The sequence below is a fragment of the Herpetosiphon sp. NSE202 genome (assembly GCF_042688385.1).
Classification (GTDB): domain Bacteria; phylum Chloroflexota; class Chloroflexia; order Chloroflexales; family Herpetosiphonaceae; genus Herpetosiphon.
On sequence record NZ_JBHUPY010000001.1, the window covers coordinates 405,969 to 427,616 of the forward strand.

Consider the following 21,648-nt stretch of genomic DNA (forward strand, 5'->3'; position numbering starts at 1 on the left):
ATTTATTAACAAATGTTGATAATATGTCCTAGGGTACAATGCAGAATTGTCACTCTACAATATGGCAACTAAATGGTACATTAGTTTCAGACAATAGTTACAACAAAAAGGAACTAATGCAATGTATAAGCAAGAATCAACCAATATATTTAGCCCAGCAAGTCAACAATCATGGATGCCAATTGATACAGAAGCTCACTGGACGATCAAAAACCCGCTGAATGTCTTCATTGTCCTACCAATTGTCCTGCTTATCTTTTCACTTGTCATGGCCTAAATGACAATAATGGCGTAGGGCTGGTACAATAGAGCTCTACGTCATTGTCTTTAATTGCCAATCCTTCCACAGAAAGGCCAACCATGGAATTTCAGCTTGATCGCCAACATGCCAAGCCACTCTACATTCAATTGTCCGAACAATTACAAGAACGGATTCGGAGTGGCTCTTTGCCAGCTGGCACCAAATTGCCACCAGTGCGCGATTTAGCCGAATCCCTTGGTCTTACTCGCTTGACTGTCCACAATGCCTATAGTGAATTGCAAGCTAGTGGTTGGGTTGAGGCCTACGTTGGCCGCGGCACTTTCGTCGCCGAACGCTCGAAGCCAATTATTCCCGAATATGAGCTACGCCAACGCGCTGTCGACGAGCTACAAACCCCATGGATTAGCCAAGGCATGCTGGCTGATATGCTGCGCTTGGCCCAGCAGCCCAACCTGATCTCCTTTGCCCAAGCCTCGCCAGCAGAAGAAACCTTTCCGGTGCGCGAAATTGGGCGGGCTATTCAGCAAGCGCTGCGCGACCCAAGTGCCTTAGGCTATGGCCCAACCCAAGGCGAATTATGTTTGCGTGAAGCGATTGCAACGTGGCTGCTTGATCGCAACGTCGTGACCTCGCCCGACCATGTGCTGGTTACGACAGGTGCGCAGCAAGGTGTGGCTTTGGCATTAAAGGCCTTTGTGCGTCAAGGCGATGTGGTGTTGGTTGAAGAACCAACCTACTTAGGCTTTATCGAACAAGCGACAGCCTTGGGCGTACGCCTAATCGGCATTCCCTTGGATGACCAAGGCTTGCGGCTGGATATTTTGCAACGGGTGTTGTGCGAATACAAACCACGCTTGCTCTACACCGTGCCAACCTTTCACAATCCGACCGGTGTTTGCCTTTCACCAGAACGTCAAGCAGCGCTATTACACTTGGCCGAAGAGCATAATCTGATTATTTTAGAAGATGATGTGTATGGGCCGTTGAGCTATGATACCCAGCCACCGCACCCAATCAAAGCCCGCGATACCAATGGGCGGGTGGTGTATCTTGGCAGTTTCTCCAAAATTTTGACTCCTGGCTTGCGTTTGGGCTATTTGGTTGCCCGCGATGAGCTGTTGCACCCATTGCTTGCTGCCAAGCGTGGCAACGATTTGCACTGCTCGCCGTTGCTGCAACGGGCCTTGGCCGATTACCTTGGGCGCGGTCAGTTGGCAGCCCATCTGCGCTATGTGCGCGAACTCTATCGCGAGCGTCGCGATGCCATGGAACGGGCGCTCAACCGCTATTGTCCCCGTGATATTCAATGGACGCATCCACGCGGCGGGTTATGCTATTGGCTGACCTTGCCTGCTGGATTGAATGGCACCGATATTTATACCGAGGCGATCGAAGCAGGCGTTGGTGTAACGCTCGGCAATGTCTTCTTTCCCCAACCGCCGCGCAATGCACACCTACGGCTTTGTTTTGCCACCCAATCACCAGAATTAATTGATCGTGGAATTCGCCTATTGGGCGATGTTTTGACCCGCCATGTCTTGCGTTGCGGCCAACTTGCTGCGCGGGCTTGGCGCGAAACCACACCACTCATGTAAGCTGGTGAATTCCAAAACAATGCTGGAACAGCACTGCTCCGCCTCGGTTCCATCGATAGATTGCTGGCTTGCAAGGAAGGAAATTGTGGTATGACACTGCGGCAAATGGGCGTATTGATGATTTTAGCGTTAGTTTGGGGAGCATCGTTTTTATTTATTCGGCTGGGCGTAGAAACAATTCCGCCAATTAGCTTTGTGTTTCTGCGGCTGGCAATTGCTGCGGTGTTGATTTATGCAGTGTTGCGCTGGCAAAAAATTAGTTTGCCCCGTGAGCGCAAGCTTTGGTATTCGCTGGGCTTTGTTGGCTTTATCAACGCCGCCTTGCCCTACTGCCTCTTTGCTTGGGGCGAGCACAAAATGGGCGCAAATGCCAGTGGGCTGGCTTCGATCTATAATGCGACGACACCGTTATGGACAGTGATTCTGGCGTTTAGCTTTGTACGCTCAGAACGCCTGACCGGAGTGCGCACCTTTGGCATTTTGCTGGGCTTCGCTGGGGTCGTCTATTTATTTTCGCGCTCGATTGGCAACATTGATAGCTTGGATACGTGGGGCCAAATTGCCTGTATTATTGCTTCAGCGATGTATGGGATTGGCACATTGTATGTGCGCCGTACTTTTGGCGGCTTGCCAGCCCTGATTCCAGCCTTTGGCCAGATGGTGAGTGGCGCGCTAATGCTCTTGCCAATCGCAATTGTGGTTGACCATAACAGCTGGCAAACGCCGAGTTTAGTTTCGCTTGGCTCGCTGTTTGGCTTGGCTATTTTAGGCACTGCAATTGCCCAGATTCTCTATTTCTGGTTGGTTAAACAGGTTGGGGCAGCGCGTACCTCGCAAGTGACCTATATTTTGCCAATCTTCGCGATTTTTTGGGGCTGGCTGTTTTTGAATGAAGCCATTCGCAGTGATATGCTAATTGGTTTATGTTTGATTTTGCTGGGTGTGATCATTGTCAATGGCAAATGGCCATTTCGTCGTCAGAGCGTGGCCGCTTCCAGCAGCTAATTAATTCTTGCCTACAATTAAGGAGTAGCTATGTCAACCAATCGTTTTGCCTTTTTCAAAGGGGAAATTGTGCCGATTGCTGATGCCAAAGTCAGTGTTATGAACCATGCCTTGAATTATGGCACTGGCTGTTTTGAAGGCATTCGGGCCTATTGGAACGAAGCCGATGAGCAATTGTATGTGTTTCATTTGCAAGCCCACTACGAACGCTTGTTGCGCTCGTGCAAAGTGTTGCAAATTCGCTTGCCCTACACGGTGGAGCAACTGGTTGAAACCACGCTCGAATTATTGCGGCGCGAAGAATTTCGCAGCGATGTCTATATTCGTCCCTTAGCCTACAAATCGTTTGAAGGCATTGGGGTACGCTTGCACGACATCAGCGACGATTTTACGATTTGGGCGATTCCATTCGGCAAATATATTGAAAAAGAAGCTGGCTTGAAAGTTGGTATTAGCTCATGGCGACGAATTGATGATAATGCGATTCCAGCGCGACTGAAAGCTACTGGATCGTATGTTAATTCAGCGCTGGTTAAGAGCGAAGCCATGCAAAATGGCTTTGATGAAGGCATTGTTTTGACCCAAGATGGCCATGTTTGCGAAGGTAGCGCCGAAAACATTTATGTGGTTCGCAATGGCGTATTGTATACCCCAGGCATTACCGATAACATTCTGGAAGGCATTACCCGCCATGTCATCAAGCAACTGGCGACTGAGGAGCTTGGCTTGCAGGTCGTTGAGCGCACGATCGATCGTACCGAACTCTATGCAGCCGATGAAATATTCTTCTGTGGTACTGGTGTTGAAGTTACGCCGGTGGTAGAGGTTGATCATCGCGCGGTTGGCAATGGCGAGATTGGCCCCATCTTCACGCAGCTTCGCAGCTTGTATTATGCAGCAACCCATGGCCAAGATGCCAAGCGCCGCGAATGGTGCAGCCCTGTCTATAGTTCTGTCTTGGCATAAACTCAGCTACCTACGGACAAACGCCAGTTCATGTGAACTGGCGTTTTTAGATGCACAAAAAAGCCTGCTCCATTGCTGGAGCAGGCCCAAGGGAATCCTCAAAGGTTTTAGCCTAGTTGAAAGGAATACCGTTGTAGTCTTCGCCGGTGGTGCCAGTACCAACAGGAGTTTGGACACGAGCAACGACGATCAAGCTAGCGCCTGCGCCTTCAACCACCGCTGAACCACCACCAACACCCATGCCAGCAGCGCTTGGAGTTGCGCTGGTTGGGTTTGAGCTAGCCTTAGCGCCTGGTGCAATGTTTGCAATGGTGTGGGTACCAATCAATCCACCGGTTGCGTTGTAGTACTTAACGGTGACGTTGGTTGCAGCAGTCGTGCCAACATTTTGGATGGCGATGAAGGTTTGTTGGCCACCTTGAGCTGGGGTCAACCAGCGAACGTATGGCAATGCAGTCTTAGCGCTACCAGCGGTTGCACCTTCGAATGCGGTGTACAAGCCAGCGCCGTTAACCTTACCAATAGCCAAGATTGGTTGGTTTGAGTTGATGGTTGCTGAGCCATTGAAGTTCACTGGAGTCACACCACAAGGGTTAAAGCTTGCTTTAGCACCTGGGGCAATGGTGACTTGTGGTGACATTATTGGTGCACCACCTGCGCTACTAACATAGGTAACGCTAACTGTAGCTGGTGAAGTGCTAGCATTTTGCACTGCATAGAACGTGGTAGCTTTACCACTTGGAATTACTAAGTCGCAGAGGGCGCTTGCCATGTAGACTTTGGTTGCAGCAGCGGTTGATGGGAATGCTTGTGAAGCATATGCACCAGCACCGTTGGTTTGCAATTCAAGGGCGGTACCAACAGCGCTACCTGCGTTGCTGGTGCCATTCTTGGTGGCGGTTACACGAACTGAACCATTGAAGCTTGCGCCCAATTCAGCAATCGTGCCAGCATCATAGTAGACTGAAGCATTTGGCAAAACGTTGGTTGGGTTGGCGGTGTACGTAACGCCAGTTGGGGTGACGAATTCAATCTTGAAATCGTTCGCAACTGAGTCGGTGTTTTGAACGACAAATTTGCTGGTGTAGTTAGCAAATGACTTCAAAACGGTTGGAATCAAAACGGTTGGTGAACCGCTTGAGAAACCATTCGACAATGGGCGGTTTTTCACAACTGAGGCTGCTGCTGGAATTTGGACCAAGGTTGCAGCGATTGGTTGATCAGCTGAGATAACTGCTGAACCATTGAAGCTGGTGCCAAAGCTGCTAACTGAGCCAACGAAGAACGAGCCAGCGCCATTTTGGGCCAAGGTTGATGATGGAGCAGGTGATGCAACACCGGTTGAGCTGTAAACAACCAAGTTAATGTTTGCTGCACCAGCACCAATGTTTTGGTAGGTGATTGAGGTAGTGAAGGCGGTTGCATAGGCATTGGTTTGAGCTGATACGCCCCGACCGCCTACTGCAAAGATTGAAAGCAACAAGGCAACCATCATTGCCCGGACACGCAGCTTCGCAAACGTCATGGATGAACTCCTTTATACGACCGTTAATTTACCTAGACACTTCGTAGGTATTCCCTTGGATGCTCGCTATAGTATCACAAGATCATAGGTTCATGACAATACTCCATCTTGGCTAATAGCAGGATTATTGTGCCTATGGATGCTTCTTTGCTAGATTTGATCTGATGTATTCAGCGTGGTATGCTTGGCTAGCTTTTGACCCGATTTCGTTGGGCTAGCGCCTATTTCAATCATCGATCAAGCATTAATTCGCACAACTATTGGTCTATTTGTTCTTTAATCCCTTGCGAAGCGGCTAATCCTTTTGGGTTAATAAGCTATTTTTATCCTTGTTTAGCGGGGTTAATTCGATCGATTAAAGAGGAGTTATCCGATTTGGGAATCAAAACACGATTTAAGAATAGTTGGTCAACCTTGGCCAACACATGGCGCTTGAGTTCGCTCAATCGCATGCACCCAAAGCTGGTAAATACGATCAAACATGTCCAGAAACAGCACTTAACCTACCTTGATCCACTAGCCTTAATCGATTTGGGCTTGGCCGTGCGTCAGCTTGAACAACAGGGCATAGCTGGCCAAATGCTTGAATTGGGCTGTGCTGCTGGCGGCTCGGCGATTGTGATTACCAGTGTCAAAGCCAAACAACGTCCATTTGCAATTTACGATGTTTTTGGCATGATTCCGCCACCTTCAGAACGTGATGGCCAGGATGTGCATCAACGCTACGAAGTGATTAGCACTGGTAAATCGCCCGGTTTGGGCAATCGTCGCTACTATGGCTATGAAGAGGAGCTTGATCAAAAGGTTATCGCCGCCTTTACCGAAGCAGGCTACCCAATTGAGCAACATCATGTACACCTAGTTAAGGGCTTATATGAAGATAGCCTCCAGATCGATCAGCCAGTCGCTTTCGCCCATATTGATTGCGATTGGTACGATTCAGTGATGGTTTGTCTTGAACGAATTGTGCCGCATCTGGTTCAAGGCGGTATCTTGGTCATCGACGACTATACTAGTTGGTCTGGTTGTCGCCATGCTATCGATGATTTCTTCCGTAATCGCCAAGCTGAATTTCGCTTTGAGCATAAAAGTCGTTTGCATATTACTCGGCGCTAATGTTATGTTTTAGGAAAGAGGTACATTGTCTATGCGCAAAATTCTTTTGACAGGCTTAATCCTGGGAGCATTGGCTGGCTGTAGCGATAGTAGTTTGCCTGCTACAACCAACCCATTGCCAACTGTTAACAGTTCCTTGCCAACGGTTGGAACCTTGCCAACCCCAACCCTCATGACCGTCGAAGATCACGATTTGAGCCAAATTAAAGATCCTGAAAGTGGCCGGACAACGGTTTTTGGCAATGTTAGCAACCCAACCAATAATCAGCCCTATAGCCAAGTTCCAGTTCAATTGGCTGAAGCCTTCGATAACGATCAGGGCGAAACCAATTTTGTGCTGAATACTGCCCAAAGCCCAATTACTATTGCTGATGATCAAGGCGATTTTGTGTTTGAAAATATTCCACCCCATCGCTATGTTGTGGTAGTCGGCGATGTTTTTGGCAATTATAAGGTGTTACTTGGCCCTGATCAGATAACAATGGTGATTGATGCTAAAAGCGATCAAAAACTCGATTTAGGCGAACTCAAGGTCGATATTTTTGCTCCCTAAGCATCCCTTCGTAGATTGCCTCATACTGGGCAGCAGTGCGTTCCATCGTGAACTGCTGCCCCCACTCGTAGCCGCGCTGGCCCATGATTGCTGCTTCGCTGGGATGTTCCAGCATCCAAAGCATAGCTGCGGCCACAGCGCTCGGATTTTCGGCCTCGACTAATAGCCCAGTCTCACCATCGATGACTTGCTCCTTATTGCCCCCAATATTGCTAGCAATAATTGGGGTACGGGCCGCCATTGCTTCCAAAATAACTGTTGCAAAGCCTTCCCAGCGCGAGGTTGAGACAAGCACATCAACCTGGCTCAAAACTTCGGGAATATCGCCGCGTGGACCAAGGAATGTTATTGCATGCTCGATTGCTAAATGGGCTACCAGTTGACGCAAATTAGCTTCTTGCGTGCCCTCGCCTGCGAGCCAAAATTCTGCATCTGGGATATGTTGTAGCACCAATGCCGCCGCTTGAATAAAAATATCTTGGGCTTTTTGAATTTCTAGCCGGCCAATTAATAAGAAGCGTGGTGGGCTAAATGGCGCGTGTTGTTTTGGCAAATCGAATTTTTGCACGCGCGCCAAAGGGAGGCTATTTTGAATGAGTGTCGCTGAACGGCCAAAAAACCGTGCTGCCATACGCTGATCAAGCATCGTTTTCGTGGCTTGCGAAATCGCAATTTCTTCGCTAAACAATTGGGTGTAGACAATATTCATCAAGCGTCGCACCAACGGCCTCGTTACCCACATGGAGTTGATATGCAGGGTGCGCACTAATTTGGGATAGTAGCTTGGGTGCAATAGTTTTTGCACACTAATGAAAAATTCAATTCGTTCGACATGGGTATGAATAATATCAACTGCTTGTTCTTGAATGAGTTGATTGAATAAGGCACTAAAGCGCACCATATCATAGCGCAATTTTCTGCGTTCTGGCACCATAATTCTGGTTTCGATGCCTTCTGCAGCCAAGGTTTCGAGCCAGCGCTGCTCGGATGGCGTATTATAGCGGTGAATGCCACACAAAATCGGTCGAAATCGGCTTTTATCTAAAGTGCGGGCCACTTCGATGCCAAAGAGTGCCGAGCCACCAGCACCCTCGGCGCTAGCAAAACCAGGAATCACATGAGCGACAGTTATTTTATCCATATAATTTGCTACTTTGCTCCTCTTAACCAATCGCCAACCGCTGCCCGAATTTGGCTGGGCAAGCACTCTAGTTGGCTTTGCAGGCTGGGAATTGTGCTGCGCATCAAGCTTTTAATCAAGCTGCGCGCAGCAACGGTTTGGTCGAATGCGCTGATAAGGTTGGCACTATCAATCGATTCGATTGGAATTTGATAATCAGCTAAGCCGAGCATCTGCATGACTCCCGCCGATTTGTGCAAATAGCCAATCACAAAACTTGGTGTGTTGCTGCTCAAGGCAAAAATCGCCGAATGCAAGCGGGTTGCCACCAGCAAGTCAAGCTGGCTATACAACTGTTTGAGCATTGCTGGTTGCAAGCGATCATCAATAAAGGTAATTGGGGTTTCAGCAGGCAGTTGGGCTAGCAAACGCCGCGCCACAACCCGATCATTCTCGGCCTCGCTTGCGCCCACACATTGGGCAAACACTAAGATATGCACATCGTCGCGCTGACTGATATGCTGAATCAAATCAAGCAAGGCTTGTTCGTAGCGCTGGCCATGGCTAAACCCAGAGCCTGGATGCTGAATGCCAAAATCCATGGCCGTAATGCCAACCAACAAGGCTGGGCGTTTGGCTGGCTGCCACCATTCTGCCAAATAGGCTTCTGCATGGGCTGGCTCGACAGTTGGGCAATTGAAGGCCACATCGGGCACAACATGGACTGGTTGATTAACTCCGATGCTATACAAATATTGCTGCGAGCGCTCCTCGCGGGCATAAGCCAGCACCGAGCGATTGACTAACCAAGCTAAGAGCAATTGGTTGATCTTGCCAGTAACTGGCCCAAACGATTGCGGCAGCATTACCAGCGGCTTGCCCATCAGCACCGGCAAGGCCACGCCCAACCAAACCCAAATATAGTTGAGGTCGAAGGCTTTGGTGGTGTACAAATAGCCCCCGCCAATAGCCGCAGTTACGTCGGCCTCAAAATAATGCTCAACTAATTCGCGCCAAGCACTCGTTGCCCGTGGCTTGAGTTTGAGGCCTGTCCAGCGATAGATTAAGCTGATGCTGACCAACCAGATTGCCAAACCCAGCATCAACCATTTACGGCGTGGCTTGGGTACATCTTTAATCAAGTTGGTTTTATGCTCGTGAATCGAACGAATATATGGCACATCAGCTGGTAGCCAGGCTACTGGATCGGGCTGATTGATCACATAACTCAAATTGGCGTGAGGAAACGCTGTCTGTAAATGGGCCAATGATTGCTCAAGCAAGGCCAAATCGCCAGCATTTTGCGGCGAATGAGCGTTTAACAACAAAACCTTCATCGCATCACTTTCTGATAGGTTAGCCAAGCACCATATCCATACGAAATAAAGAGGGCAATTTCAGTGATCATATTGATAATCGCCACGCCCTGCAAGCCATACAACGGAATTACGACAAAATTACCCAGAATACTAACTGTTGCGCCGATTGTTTGCAATTTGACCCGCAATGGCTGCTGATCGTTGGAAACCATAAAGGTCGCCCAGCAAAAATTGAGGCTCTTGAGCAAGGGAATTATCGCCATAATTTGCAACAACGGAATTGCATCGGCATATTGCGCTCCATACATCAGGTTGATAATCCAATCGGAATACCATGTGAGCAGGGCGAACCATGCCAAACCATACAGCATGCTCAAGCCAATTGCCAAGCGGATAACCCGTCGATACAGTGGCGACTTTGGCGAATGCTTGACGATCATCGGCAGCAAAATTTGGGCGGTAATGCTGGGCACTAAAAATGTGTTGTTGATAATTGCCAGCGGCGGCGCATAAATGCCTGAATTGATCGTTGGTAAGAGCAAGGCCACCAAAAAGAGATCGACGCGCAAGGTCAGGTAGGCCATAACTTCGGAAACAAAATAGAAACGAGCCTCGCGAATCGTATTAATCCATTGGCGTGGCTGCCAAACCCAGCGCAAAATGCCATGTAAATAGTACACGCTGAGGCCAAAACCCAGCGCTACCGCAATACAGCGATAGATCACCACGGTTGAGAATGGCAATTGCGGCGTAAACCAAATTGGCACAAATAAACTCAGTGCGACCACAATTTGCAGGCTAGAGGCTTTGAGCACCTGAATCGAAGCCCGCAACGCGGTATCGGCGGTGCCAACCAATAAATCGCCAATAATACCTGCGCAGGCCAAGGCGATCAAGTGCGGGGTAAAGGCAGGGTTGCGCATGCTCACAAACGGCGCTGCGGCCAATAACAGCCCAGCCAGCACAAAGCCACGCAAGGCAAAAACCCGACTTACCGATTTATTCAGCAGCACCCGATCGGAGCTTTGGCGTAGCAGCCAATTATCCAAACCCAAATTGGCCAGAATAATTAATGGGTTTAGCAAGGCGTAGAGCGAGTTGAACAAGCCATATTGCTCGGCACCTAAACGGCGGGCCAAAATAATTTGGGTGAAAATTCCCAATAGCCGCGCCAACATAACGCCGCCAACCCCAAAGCTAATCTGAAAAAGCCGCGCTCGGGGTAATTTGGCCGTGGCTTGGGTTTCGGTCGGCGTGGTTTGGGTTGAAGTGGAATCCTTAATCATGACGCTGCTCGCTCATTGGTTGGGGCCAGATCATGCGGCTCGTTTGCATATTATTCCTCGTAGCCTGTGCGCCAACGTAGCGCTAAAGCAGACCATGCATAGTCAGCAGCGCGCTCAACACATGCCTGGCGATCTGCATCGCTCCAGCTGGCAAGCACGCTTTGCAGGGTTTGGGCTAAACCCAAGCCATCGCCAGCAGGTGCAATCAAGCGATCAGCGACAAAATTCAAAATCAAGCGCCGATCGCCGACATCACCAGTGACCGCGGGAATGCCCAAGGCCAAGCTTTCAAACAGCTTCAACGGCGAACGGGCTTGCGCCACCGCATCATCATAAACGGGATCAACCGTAACATCGGCAAGCGCCATCCAGGTCGGAATCGTGCGCCGATCTTGATGGCCAAGGCAGATAATCCGATCGTGATAGCCATGTTCACGAATCCAGTTTTGGACATAGCCCAAATCTTCGCCGCTGCCAATCAGCAGCACGCGAATCAGGGGATCGTGCTTTAGTTGCAGGTCGAAGGCTTCGAGCAACAAATTGATTGGGTGATTGTGGAGGGCAATTGTGCCAACATAGGCAATCACTTTTTTGCCATCAAGGCCCAAACTGCTGCGCAAACCAGCCAAAACTATTGGTTCTGGCGCTTGAAACAAGCTATGATCAACGCCGTTGGGCACATAAACGATTTTGGGCACGCGCGCTTGCAGCATGCGCGCCGCCAAGGCTTGGGTATTGACCGTTACGCCCTTGGCCAAGCGCGGCAAAAGCCATTGCCAAAAAGCAAAGACCATGCGCTGAGCCTGATTGGTGAGCCGATTACTGCCAACTTCATCATCATCGCAATCGACCCAAAACTGCTGGCCGCGCCCAAGCATTACGCCTAAAATTGCGGCCAATCCATTTACCGGTTGCGGCTTGCCAAGGTGATAAATGGCTGCTGGCGAGCAGAAAATGCCCCAAAGCATGCCCAAAGTTGCGGTGATTAAGACCCAGAGCAATTGCAAGGGCGAAAATGGCAGCACCTCGCCATGGCGTTTGCGCGAGTGCATCTGACCAACATACCAAATTTCAACGCCATCTTGCACAAAGCGGCGCTGTTGGCACTGGGCTAAATCGGGGTGCAAGGCTAAAATGCGCACCTGATCGCCATTGCGCACCAACTCGCGGGCCAGATTGAAGTAGCGCTGGCCCGACGGTCGCTCAATGCCCATCGTTATCAGAAACACGATCCGCCGCATTATTTGGCCCCAATTTGTTCAATGCAGCTGATCAGATTTTCCCAGCCATGCAATTGTTGGCCGCGTTCAGCCTGAACCGCAGCGGTCATCGGCGCTTTAAGTTCTTCCTGAAAATAGCGCACAATCGCCTTGGCTAGCGCTACTTCATCTTGCGGCGGCACGACTAAGCCATTTACGCCATCGCGCACCACTTCGTGCAAACCGCCTACGCGGGTGGTGATGACTGGCTTGCCAAGCCCAAAGGCCAATTGGACGACGGCGCTTTGGGTGGCCGAAATATAAGGCAAGACGACGACATCGGCCAGATCAAAATACGGGCCAAGCTCTTCGTTGGGCACATAGCGATTCACAAAGGTCACATTGGCTTCAACGCCATACTCGCGGGTGTAGCGCTGATAAAATTCGGGCGAAGCCCAAAACTCACCAACCACCAGCAAATGCACAGGCCGCTCCTTGACCACCAACGGCAAGGCTTGAATCAAATATTCGAGGCCTTTGTAGGGCCGTACAAAGCCAAAAAACAGCAAAATATCGTGCTCGCTGGCGATGCCAAGCTGGCTACGCAAACCTTCAATTGCTGCCGCATCGGTGTGCTTGGCAACTTCTTCAAAGGTTGGCAGCTGCGATTTAAGCACAGCTGCTTGAGGCAACAGCGCTTGGGCACGATGCAAATCTTGGTCGCTATGCACAATTAATGCATCGCCCTGCTTGAGCACTGTCGAAGCCATGCGCCGATCCAAAAAGCCACCGCCATCATGCGGCATCACATTGTGGCAAATATACACAACTTTGGCTTTGGTATGTTTTTTCAGCCAGCGCGAAATATAGCTCAGCGATGGTGTCCAGTAGGGAACCCACCATTGCAACACCACCAAATCGGGATTATCGGCGCGAATTTTGCGGCATAAGCGCCACCAAGTAATTGGGTTGGTTGGGTCGAGCACATATTCGCATTCAACCCGCAACGGCGTTGCACTTGGGTCTTTATCGGTTTTGCCTGGAAAAAGCCAGCGCGGATATTGGCGGGTATACGAATAAAATCGCACCTGATGGCCAACCTCGCGCAAGTGTTTGACCAAAAGCGTGGTGTAATGAGCAATCCCCCCACGGTAGGGATAGGTTGGTCCAACCACACACAGTTTCATTGTTGCGCCTTTACTGCAAAGATCACCACTCCATCACGCTCGTAGACAATTGGAAATTGCTCTGGCCGATAACGAAGGGCTTGAATGTTCAGCTGGGTATTTTGAGCATTCTGGCCCATATGCGGGCCAGTATAAATATAATCAACCTGATTTTTGTGAAGCAAGGCGATGCCTTCGGCGCTTTCTAAGGCGGTCGAACGCAACGCGTCATACAGCATATACACATCGCGATCAAGGTTTGGATCGCTGGATTTTTCCGAGCCATAGGTTAATGGCGGAATAGTGGTTTGGCGGCCAGTCAGGAAGGGAATCCACATGCCACCATCATCGGCAATAATCAAGGCATCGCCATAGCTCGATAGCCCATTGATCAAAAAGCGTGCATCTGGCTCGGTTGTTGTGCGAATCCAATTCATCGCTTGCTCATCGGCGCTGGTTAGTAGCCGATTTTGTTGATTCACAATCGCTGTTTGCCATGGTGTCGACCACACGATCAAGCCATACAAACCAACCACAGCCACAGCTTTGAGATACCAGTTGCTGCTAAAGCGATCGAGCAACAGACCCAGCGGGTAGGCAGCTAAGGGAATGATCGGGATGTACAACATAATTGAGACCGCGAAGCCACTAATAATCCCGCTAATTGGCAGATTAAAGACATAGGGAACCGCTAAAATCTGGATTCCAAGGCTCCAAACTACCAGCAACAGCATACGCCAAGCACGTTGAGCAAAAGCCAGCCAAATGCCGATAACCGCCAACAGCATAATTGGTGCTTTAATATAGGTTGGCACAATTTGGTCAAGCGTGGCAACGGTTGAGGCATAGCCCGAACTATAGCCAGTCACATAGTTGCGGGCAATCGCCGTGAGTTTGCTCTGAATAATCGTATACAGCCACGGCGCAGCAATCAGCGCGCTGGCAATTGTAATTATGCTGGCGCGTAAGCTCAGCTGCTTTAACTGCTCAAATGTTGGGCGCAGGGCTAATAATGCCAAAATGAGCATCGCAACCATTACTACTGCAAACAGGGTTACCAAATAATGGGTCAATAGTAAGCCTGTGGTCAGAATGGTGGCTAAACCAAGCAACTTCCACGAAAAGCGCGGGTATTCCAAGGCCATAAACCAAACCAGCACCAAGCCCACCAAAATAATTTGGCCTGTTAATTGGGTAAAGCGGCTCCAATTGACATAAAAAGCGGGCATCAGATTGTAGAAGCTGGTGAGCGCAAAGGCGATCAAGCCCACGCTAGGCCGTCCGCTGAGTCGTCGCCCAAGCAGGTAGGCCATAACTGTCGTGGCAACGCCATGGAGTTGGCCAGTATACAACACGCTGGTTGTGGCGGCGAGCTGGCTCCACCAGGCCAAAAAGGCACTATTGGCATGAAAGCCGTAGTGGTAGCTGAAGGTATTTAACGCGGCATAGGGTTGCCACGTCTCGAAAATGCCACCATTATTCAAAAAGAGCTGGGTGATGAGCGTATGGTGATAGGCATCGTTCCATTGGGCGACGCTTAAATTGCGCACTGCCAGCATGCGTTGCAGCAAGCTCACCAAGGCAATGCTCAAAAGCAGCCAGCCATGGCCGCTGATCCTGATGGTTTTAAGCTGGTTAAGCCGCAGATTCCAGCTTGTGCGTGGCGCTGGCCAGATTGCAGCAAGCAGCCCAGCCAAGGCATAGCCGATAATCACCCAGCGATTAAGCGATAGCCCAAGAATTGCAAAGAGGTTTAAGCTGATTGGCGGCAGGGCAATGCCAACGCACCAACTTAAGGCCCAGCGTTCGCTTCTGCTGAGCAATTGGGCAGGGCTAAGCCAGCGAATGACGGCCCAGCCAGGAATTAACATCACAAAGAGCAAAAAGCTGCTAACCCCAACCATCGGCGTGAGATTAAGCGCAAACCAATCGATGCTGCGCCCAAAGCCAAAGCTAAACAATGCTAAGATGATGGCTAGCACGGCGCTGGCAATCGTTAAGTATGGCTGATAGCGTTGCCAACCTGATTGCTTCGCCTGAGTTGAAGGATGGGATTCGATCTGCATGCATCGTGGCCTTTAATTCATGTGACAGGTGTCACAACGTGGCGAGTATAACAATAGCCTAAAACGCTGTCAAACCTTAAGGCTTGGCCAGCGCTAGGCTATTGTGGGGTTTTAGCGTGGTTAGGCTTGGGCTAAAGGCCGCACTTTAACATTGCCTGCATAGACGGTTTGCAGTTGGCCGGTGCTGTCGCGCACCTGCAAGCCACCATGCTGATCAACAGCTTCAGCCACGCCAACAAAGCTATGCGTGCTTAGTTCAACCTCGACCGCTTTGCCCAAGGTGGTTAAGCGATCCAGCCATGCTTGCCGTAATGCTTCGCGGCGACCACTGCGCAAATTGAGATAATGGCGATCGTAGCTGTGCAAAATGGCGCGTAGCAAGCCAGCCCGATCAACTTCATGGCCACATTCGCTGGCCAACGAGGTTGCTGCTTGGTTAATTGTTGGATCATCGGTCGGCTGCCAGTTGACATTGATTCCGCTGCCAATCACTGCCCAGCGTAGCCGCTCGGGGCCTGCGGTTTCTAGCTCAACCAAAATTCCTGCTAATTTGCGCCCATTAATCAGCAGGTCGTTAGGCCATTTGAGTTCAACTGTGCAACTGGTTTCGCGTTCGATGGCCTCGCTGATGGCGACGGCTGCCAACATTGTTAATAAGAAGCTCTCGCTCGGCACCAGCCAAGTGGGCCGCAACAATAGCGAAAGCAACAAACTGCTGCCAGCGGGAGCGCTCCAGCTGCGCCCACGTCGCCCACGGCCTGCGGTTTGCTCGTTGGCCACAATCACCAAGCCTTCGGCCACGCCAGCAAAGGCCCGTTCGCGAATTAGGCTGTTGGTCGAAGCCGTTTGTTCAAGGCCGAGCAATTCTTGGCCAATAATCAAGGTTTCTAGTTGATAACGGGCTGGTTCAATGATTGTTTGTTCAAATGATGTCAACATAGGCGCGTTAACCGTCCCTCGTGTAAGTGCCAAATCTCGCCAGCAAATTGCTGGATAAAGCGCCGATCATGCGAAACGGCAATGATCGGCCCAGCAAATTGGTTGATCGCCGCCTCGAATTGCTCTAAAACATCAAAACTGAGGTGGTTGGTCGGTTCGTCGAGCAAGAGCACATTGGCGCGCAAGGCAATCAAGCGGGCTAATTGTAACTTATGCAACTGGCCTGTGCTAATGCCACCAACCGGACGGTTAACCTCGGCGTAGCGAAACAGGCCCGACCACACTAGTTCGTTGATCAAGTCTTTGTTGAAGCCAATTAAGCCCTCGCGATAGGCTTCAAACAGGGTTTGCTCAGGCTTGGGGCGCTGATATTCTTGGCGTAAATAGCCAATTTGCACATTTGGGCCAGAGCGAATTTGACCACTACTGGGTTGCAAATCGCCTGCGATCAGATCGAGCAATGTGGTTTTGCCGCTGCCATTGGCTCCAGTAATCAGAATCCGTTGGCGGGGCCGTAATTCCAAATCGATCTGCTCAAGGATGGTTTGCTGCTCACGTTGATAGCGTAGGCCTTCGATTGAGAGCAGTTGTTGGCTGCCATCGGAGCTTGGGTTAAACGTTGGATTGATTGTGAGTGGTTTGGGTGGCTCGGCAATTGGATCAGCCAAAATTCGCTCAAGCGCTTGCTGGGCTGAACGCACATTGCGCGAAATCGCCGTTGCCACATTTTCGCCCTTGGCATGGTAAATAAAGCCATCGTTATCGCGTGGCGCTCGATTATGCGCAACTTGTTGATTTTGGGCTTTGGCGCGCTGTTGCAATTGGCGAATTTCGGCCTGCTGACGCTCATAATCAGCTTCCCAACGCTCGCGTTCTGCTTGTTTGGCGGCAAAATAAGCGCTGTAATTGCCAGGATACGTTTTGAGTTGATGGGTATGTTCGTCAAGCTCAAGAATGGTCGTCGCCACTTGATCGAGAAAGGCTCGATCGTGCGAAACCACCAAAATTGCGCCAGTATGCGCTTGGAGCCAGGTTTCCAGCCATGCACTGGCCTGATGATCAAGGTGATTGGTTGGTTCATCGAGCAACAACAAATCGGGGTTGCTAATCAGCAGTGCAGCTAAACCAAGCCGCGTTTTCTCGCCGCCAGATAGCTCTTGCACCGAGCGTTCACGTGGAATATGGCTCAATCCAAGGCCTTGCAGCACTTGATCGATGCGATGATCAAGCTCGTAGCCGCCACGCAGTTCAAAGCGTTGGGCCACATCACCATAGTGTTCTAAAATCGCTGAAAGTTGATCGGGGTCGGCGCTTGCCATTTGGGCACTTAATTGCTCAAGCTCTTGGCTTAGCGCGCTCAGCTGTTGTTGGCTGGCTGCCAGTAATTGCTCAACATTGACATCAGCGGGCGTGGTTAATTGCTGGGTTAAATAGCCATATTCGCAGCCTTCGCCCCAGCGAATGGAGCCAGTATCTGCTTGCTCTTGGCCAATAATTAAGCGCAGTAAGGTCGATTTGCCAACGCCATTGGCTCCAACTAAGCCAATTCGTTCGCCGCGATTGATGATTAGCGCAATGTCGCTGAGGATTTGATGTGGGCCATAGGCTTTGTTGAGGTTGTTGATCTGCAATAACATATGTTCGATGATCTCCCGGGTAGTCTATTTTGGGCCGAATTGCGATTCAGGATCATCAAACTGGTGATTTTCATTGGTGTAACTCCATAAAAGAATCAATAAGTTCAGTGTAGCACAGCTTCAACCACCCCAAGATCGGGCTTGCGAAGGATGCAGGCCAAGTCAAAAGTCAAAAATCAAAAGGCAGAAAAGAACAGAGATCATAGAACATAGGGAAAAGTATGAAGTATGAAGGATAAGGGATGAATTATTGATCCACGAAGGACACGAAGAGCACGAAAGCAGCTAATGCTTCGTGTTTCTTCGTGTCCTTCGCGGTTAAAACTAGCCCCTAATCCCTGACCCCTGACCCCTACTCCCTATTACAATTTTCGCATACTTGCATAGCGCAGCACATCGCAGTAGAATGAGCGCTAATTGAATCTGGTACGGCAGCTCCGTACAGCAGCAAATGTTCGGGAACAATAGGGTTCTTGGGCGTTTTTTTGTAAGTAGCGGGAAACGGCCCGTTGCGAAGGACAAACGTGCTATGCAATGGAAATTAGCACTTCATCGGCCAATTGCTCCCCGAGCGAGCAATGAAGAAACTTTGCGCCGCAACATGCGCTTAGGAGTGGCCAATGGAGTTTTATTTATTTTAGCCGACGCATTTAGCGATGCGAATTTGGTTTTGACCGTGTTTGTGCGGGAATTGGGTGCTGCGCCGTGGGTTGTTGGCCTATTGCCATCGCTCAAATCTGGCGGTTGGTTATTGCCCCAATTGTTAAGCGCTGGGCGTTTGCAAGGCATGACCTACAAATTGCCAGTGTATCGCCAAGTTGGCATTGTGCGCTTCTTTATTTGGTTGGCAATGGTGCTCGTGGTGTGGAATGCCACCAGTCTGCCGGTTTTGGTGCTGTTGCCGTTGTTTTTGCTGGGCTACGCCATGTACAACTTTACTGGCGGTTCTGGCTCGGTGGCGTTTCAAGAAGTGGTGGCCAAAACGATTCCAGCCCGGCAGCGTGGCAAATTTTTTGGCGCGCGCAATTTGATTGGCGGTTTGCTTTCGTTTGCCTTGGTTAGCCCCTTGGTTGGTTGGCTGCTGAGCCGCACTAGCCCGTTGGTTTTTCCGCACAACTACGGCATTTTGCTGTTTATTTCGTTTGTGCTAATTGGCTTTGGCATTATTTCGTTTAGCTTATTTGCCGAGCCGCCAACGACCAACCCGCCTGCGGCAATCTCGGCTAGACAGATGTTTGCCAAAATTCCGGTGCTACTCAAGCACGACCGCAATTTTCGCCAATATGTGCTTTCGCGCATGGTCACGCGCTTGGGTGGCTTGGCCGACCCATTTTATATTTTGTATGCTCGCGAAGTGCTGCACGTCTCGCCGCGCATGATTGGGGTTTATTTGGCGGTGCGGGTATTCGCCGCAGCCTTATCCAACCTGTTTTGGTCACGGATTGGCGATCAGCGTGGCAATCGCTTGTTGATTGTATTAACTGGCGCGTTGATTATTACTGTGCCAACGTGGGCGTTGCTGATTATGCCATTTGCCAGCGTTTTAGGCCCAGAAGCCTTGGGCTGGCTGTTTGGCGTAATCTTTTTGCTGATTGGCTTGAGCGTCGATGGCTCGAATACCGCCAGTTTGACCTATGTGATGGAGCTGGCTCCAGCCGAGCAACGGCCTGTTTATGTTGGCGTTTGCAATACGCTGATGGGCGTGGCAACCTTCTTTCCAGTTTTGGGTGGCTTACTACTGGCCCAATTCGGCTATTTGCCATTGTTTTGGATTAGCGCCGCCAGTGCTTTTGGGGGCTGGGTGCTCTCGCGCCGTCTGCCTGAGCCACGAACATAGAACATAGAACATAGAGCATAGAACATAGAACATAGAACATAGAACATAGAACATAGAGTATAGGAACACGATTTAACGCAGAGGCGCAGAGGATTAAGCTGTAACTGATCATCAGTCGTAGTTTGGTTGCTCTGTGTCTCTGCGTTAAAGCAAGATTACGAAGGATCGTAACCGCGAAGAGCACGAAGGACACGAAGGATTATTTTCGCCACAGATTCCACAGATTTTTAGGATTGGGCTTTTGACTTCATCCTTCATCCCTCATCCTTCATACTTTCCCCCTATGTTCTATGCTCTTTGTTCTATGTTCTACCAATATGGTATGATGGCGCAAATCTATAGCTGAGAGCCAGACCCGTTTCGGAGTGCAAGGAGGCATTTGCATGCTACGTGGCCTGATGATGGACTATCCGCTGACCGTTGATCGGTTGCTCGACCACGCTTATAAGCTCTACCCCCACAAACGTGTGACAACCAAGCAACCAGATGGTTCACTCCACCGCTATTCGTTCGCCGATTTATACCACCGCGTCAAACGCTTAGGGAATGTGCTCCACAAACTTGGCATCAACCAAGGTGATCGGGTCGGTACGTTTGCATGGAACAACTACCAACATCTTGAACTCTACTATGCAATTCCTTGTGCTGGCGCTGTCTGCCATACGCTCAACATTCGGCTTTCGGCTGAGCAATTGGCCTATATCATCAATCATGCCGAAGATAAGGTAATTTTTGTTGATGCCACCTTGCTGCCGTTGTTCTCCAAGCTGGCCGATAACATTCCTGCAGTCGAAACCATTGTCTTGATCAATGGCCAACCTGGCATCGAACTCCCCTTCCCCAATGTTGTGCACTATGAAGATTTGATGGCCGCCGCTGAGGCAGAATTCGCTTGGCCCGTGACTGACGAACGCCAAGCAATGGGCTTGTGCTACACTAGCGGCACGACTGGCAATCCTAAAGGCGTGTTATATAGCCATCGCTCGCTCTATTTGCATACGATGGGCGAAAATCAGGCCACCGCTTTGGCGTTTACCCCCGATGATATTGTGATGCCGGTTGTACCCCAGTTTCATGCCATGGCATGGGGCTTGCCGTATTCAGCCATGTTTGCAGGCGCAGATTTGGTGATGCCTGGCTTGCACTTAAATCCGGTAGCCTTGGCCGATTTGATTGCTGACGAAAAAATTACCTTTCCTGCTGGCGTGCCCACGATTTGGACGGCGATGTACCAAGAAATGCGCGCGCGACCACGCGATTTTTCGCATGTGCGCTGTTTGGCTGTGGGCGGCGCGGCCATGCCACGCGGCTTGATCGAAGCCTACGAACGCGATTTTGGCGTGCCAGTGCTGCATGCGTGGGGCATGACCGAGCTTTCGCCGCTAGGCACAATTTCTAGTTTGCAACCGCAACATCGCAATTTGAGCAACCAAGAGCGCTGGGATTTACGCGCCAAACAAGGCTATCCAATTGGTGGAGTCGAGCTGCGCATCGTCAACGATGCAGGCGAGGAATTGCCGTGGGATGGCACAACAGTGGGTGAGTTACAAGCGCGTGGCCCGTGGGTTACTGCTGGCTATTACAAAGTTGAACCAACTGCCGAGCATTTTACCGCCGATGGCTGGTTTCGCACTGGCGACGTGGCGACAATCAACCACGAAGGCTATTTGGGCATTACCGACCGCACCAAAGATTTGGTTAAGAGCGGCGGCGAATGGATCTCGTCGGTCGAGCTGGAAAATGCCTTGATGGGCCATGCCAAAGTGACCGAAGCGGCAGTGATTGCAATTCCTGATGAGCGTTGGAGCGAGCGCCCGCTGGCCTGTGTGGTCTTAACCAACGACGCTGGCGAGGTTGCGCCAGATGAATTATTAGCTTATTTGGAGCCGTTGGTGGCTAAATTCTGGCTACCTGAGCGAGTTGTTTTTCTGAGCGAAATTCCTAAAACCAGCGTTGGCAAGTTTGATAAAAAAGTTTTGCGTGCCCGCTATGCCAACGGTGAACTAGGCTAATTAAATAAAAACAGGGCGGATGTTGCATCCGCCCTGTTTGATCTA

17 protein-coding genes are annotated in these 21,648 nt (G+C 50.3%); 8 read left to right on the forward strand and 9 right to left on the reverse strand.

From position 1 onward, the window contains the following. The first annotated feature begins 121 nt into the window (after nucleotides 1-121). The 4 genes from ACFMKP_RS01715 to ACFMKP_RS01730 all read left to right on the forward strand — a co-directional run bounded on the left by ACFMKP_RS01715 (nucleotide 122) and on the right by ACFMKP_RS01730 (nucleotide 3,828). Nucleotides 122-277, forward strand: coding sequence for a hypothetical protein (locus ACFMKP_RS01715; RefSeq protein WP_382288498.1), 156 nt, complete (start codon nucleotides 122-124; stop codon nucleotides 275-277). Between the two features lie 83 nt (nucleotides 278-360). Further along, the gene (locus tag ACFMKP_RS01720) at nucleotides 361-1,857 is read left to right on the forward strand and encodes a PLP-dependent aminotransferase family protein (RefSeq protein WP_382288500.1); all 1,497 of its coding nucleotides are present in this window, start codon (nucleotides 361-363) and stop codon (nucleotides 1,855-1,857) included. Nucleotides 1,858-1,947: 90 nt separating this feature from the next. After that, on the forward strand, nucleotides 1,948-2,862 hold the full coding sequence (locus ACFMKP_RS01725; RefSeq protein ID WP_382288502.1) for a DMT family transporter: 915 nt from the start codon (nucleotides 1,948-1,950) through the stop codon (nucleotides 2,860-2,862). Nucleotides 2,863-2,892: 30 nt separating this feature from the next. Then, the gene (locus tag ACFMKP_RS01730) at nucleotides 2,893-3,828 is read left to right on the forward strand and encodes a branched-chain amino acid transaminase (protein WP_204755860.1); all 936 of its coding nucleotides are present in this window, start codon (nucleotides 2,893-2,895) and stop codon (nucleotides 3,826-3,828) included. Between the two features lie 112 nt (nucleotides 3,829-3,940). On the opposite strand, the gene ACFMKP_RS01735 is transcribed toward ACFMKP_RS01730, so the two are convergent. After that, nucleotides 3,941-5,353, reverse strand: a complete 1,413-nt coding sequence (locus ACFMKP_RS01735; RefSeq protein WP_382288505.1) for a hypothetical protein — start codon at nucleotides 5,351-5,353, stop codon at nucleotides 3,941-3,943. A gap of 375 nt (nucleotides 5,354-5,728) precedes the next feature. On the opposite strand from ACFMKP_RS01735, the gene ACFMKP_RS01740 reads away from it, so the two are divergent. Both ACFMKP_RS01740 and ACFMKP_RS01745 read left to right on the forward strand, forming a co-directional pair. Continuing rightward, nucleotides 5,729-6,469 carry a TylF/MycF/NovP-related O-methyltransferase gene (locus ACFMKP_RS01740; protein WP_382288508.1) on the forward strand — a complete coding sequence of 247 codons (741 nt, stop codon included), beginning with the start codon at nucleotides 5,729-5,731 and terminating at the stop codon, nucleotides 6,467-6,469. Nucleotides 6,470-6,500: 31 nt separating this feature from the next. Next, a complete protein-coding gene (locus ACFMKP_RS01745; RefSeq protein ID WP_382288510.1) occupies nucleotides 6,501-7,022 on the forward strand; it encodes a hypothetical protein in 522 nt (173 codons plus the stop codon). Here ACFMKP_RS01745 and ACFMKP_RS01750 read toward each other — a convergent pair. The 8 genes from ACFMKP_RS01750 to abc-f all read right to left on the reverse strand — a co-directional run bounded on the left by ACFMKP_RS01750 (nucleotide 6,997) and on the right by abc-f (nucleotide 17,754). Beyond that, nucleotides 6,997-8,163 carry a glycosyltransferase family 4 protein gene (locus ACFMKP_RS01750; RefSeq protein ID WP_382288512.1) on the reverse strand — a complete coding sequence of 389 codons (1,167 nt, stop codon included), beginning with the start codon at nucleotides 8,161-8,163 and terminating at the stop codon, nucleotides 6,997-6,999. The genes ACFMKP_RS01745 and ACFMKP_RS01750 overlap by 26 nt on opposite strands. A gap of 8 nt (nucleotides 8,164-8,171) precedes the next feature. Next, nucleotides 8,172-9,479 (reverse strand): polysaccharide pyruvyl transferase family protein, encoded by a 1,308-nt coding sequence (locus tag ACFMKP_RS01755; protein WP_382288513.1) that lies wholly within the window; start codon nucleotides 9,477-9,479, stop codon nucleotides 8,172-8,174. After that, complete coding sequence (locus ACFMKP_RS01760; RefSeq protein ID WP_382288515.1) at nucleotides 9,476-10,747, reverse strand: lipopolysaccharide biosynthesis protein; 1,272 nt, start codon at nucleotides 10,745-10,747, stop codon at nucleotides 9,476-9,478. The genes ACFMKP_RS01755 and ACFMKP_RS01760 overlap by 4 nt, the downstream gene beginning before the upstream one ends. A gap of 50 nt (nucleotides 10,748-10,797) precedes the next feature. Next, nucleotides 10,798-11,988, reverse strand: coding sequence for a glycosyltransferase (locus tag ACFMKP_RS01765; protein WP_382288517.1), 1,191 nt, complete (start codon nucleotides 11,986-11,988; stop codon nucleotides 10,798-10,800). Next, on the reverse strand, nucleotides 11,988-13,133 hold the full coding sequence (locus ACFMKP_RS01770; protein ID WP_382288519.1) for a glycosyltransferase: 1,146 nt from the start codon (nucleotides 13,131-13,133) through the stop codon (nucleotides 11,988-11,990). The genes ACFMKP_RS01765 and ACFMKP_RS01770 overlap by 1 nt, the downstream gene beginning before the upstream one ends. Further along, nucleotides 13,130-15,178, reverse strand: a complete 2,049-nt coding sequence (locus ACFMKP_RS01775; protein ID WP_382288521.1) for a hypothetical protein — start codon at nucleotides 15,176-15,178, stop codon at nucleotides 13,130-13,132. Before ACFMKP_RS01775 ends, ACFMKP_RS01770 begins: the two co-directional genes overlap by 4 nt. A gap of 120 nt (nucleotides 15,179-15,298) precedes the next feature. Then, nucleotides 15,299-16,117 (reverse strand): biotin--[acetyl-CoA-carboxylase] ligase, encoded by an 819-nt coding sequence (locus ACFMKP_RS01780; protein ID WP_382288523.1) that lies wholly within the window; start codon nucleotides 16,115-16,117, stop codon nucleotides 15,299-15,301. Continuing rightward, the gene (gene abc-f, locus ACFMKP_RS01785) at nucleotides 16,111-17,754 is read right to left on the reverse strand and encodes a ribosomal protection-like ABC-F family protein (protein ID WP_382288525.1); all 1,644 of its coding nucleotides are present in this window, start codon (nucleotides 17,752-17,754) and stop codon (nucleotides 16,111-16,113) included. Before abc-f ends, ACFMKP_RS01780 begins: the two co-directional genes overlap by 7 nt. A 529-nt stretch (nucleotides 17,755-18,283) precedes the next feature. Here abc-f and ACFMKP_RS01790 point away from each other — a divergent pair. After that, complete coding sequence (locus ACFMKP_RS01790; protein WP_382288527.1) at nucleotides 18,284-19,591, forward strand: MFS transporter; 1,308 nt, start codon at nucleotides 18,284-18,286, stop codon at nucleotides 19,589-19,591. 383 nt (nucleotides 19,592-19,974) lie between these two features. Further along, nucleotides 19,975-21,603 carry a long-chain fatty acid--CoA ligase gene (locus tag ACFMKP_RS01795; RefSeq protein WP_382288529.1) on the forward strand — a complete coding sequence of 543 codons (1,629 nt, stop codon included), beginning with the start codon at nucleotides 19,975-19,977 and terminating at the stop codon, nucleotides 21,601-21,603. Nucleotides 21,604-21,648: the final 45 nt, after the last annotated feature.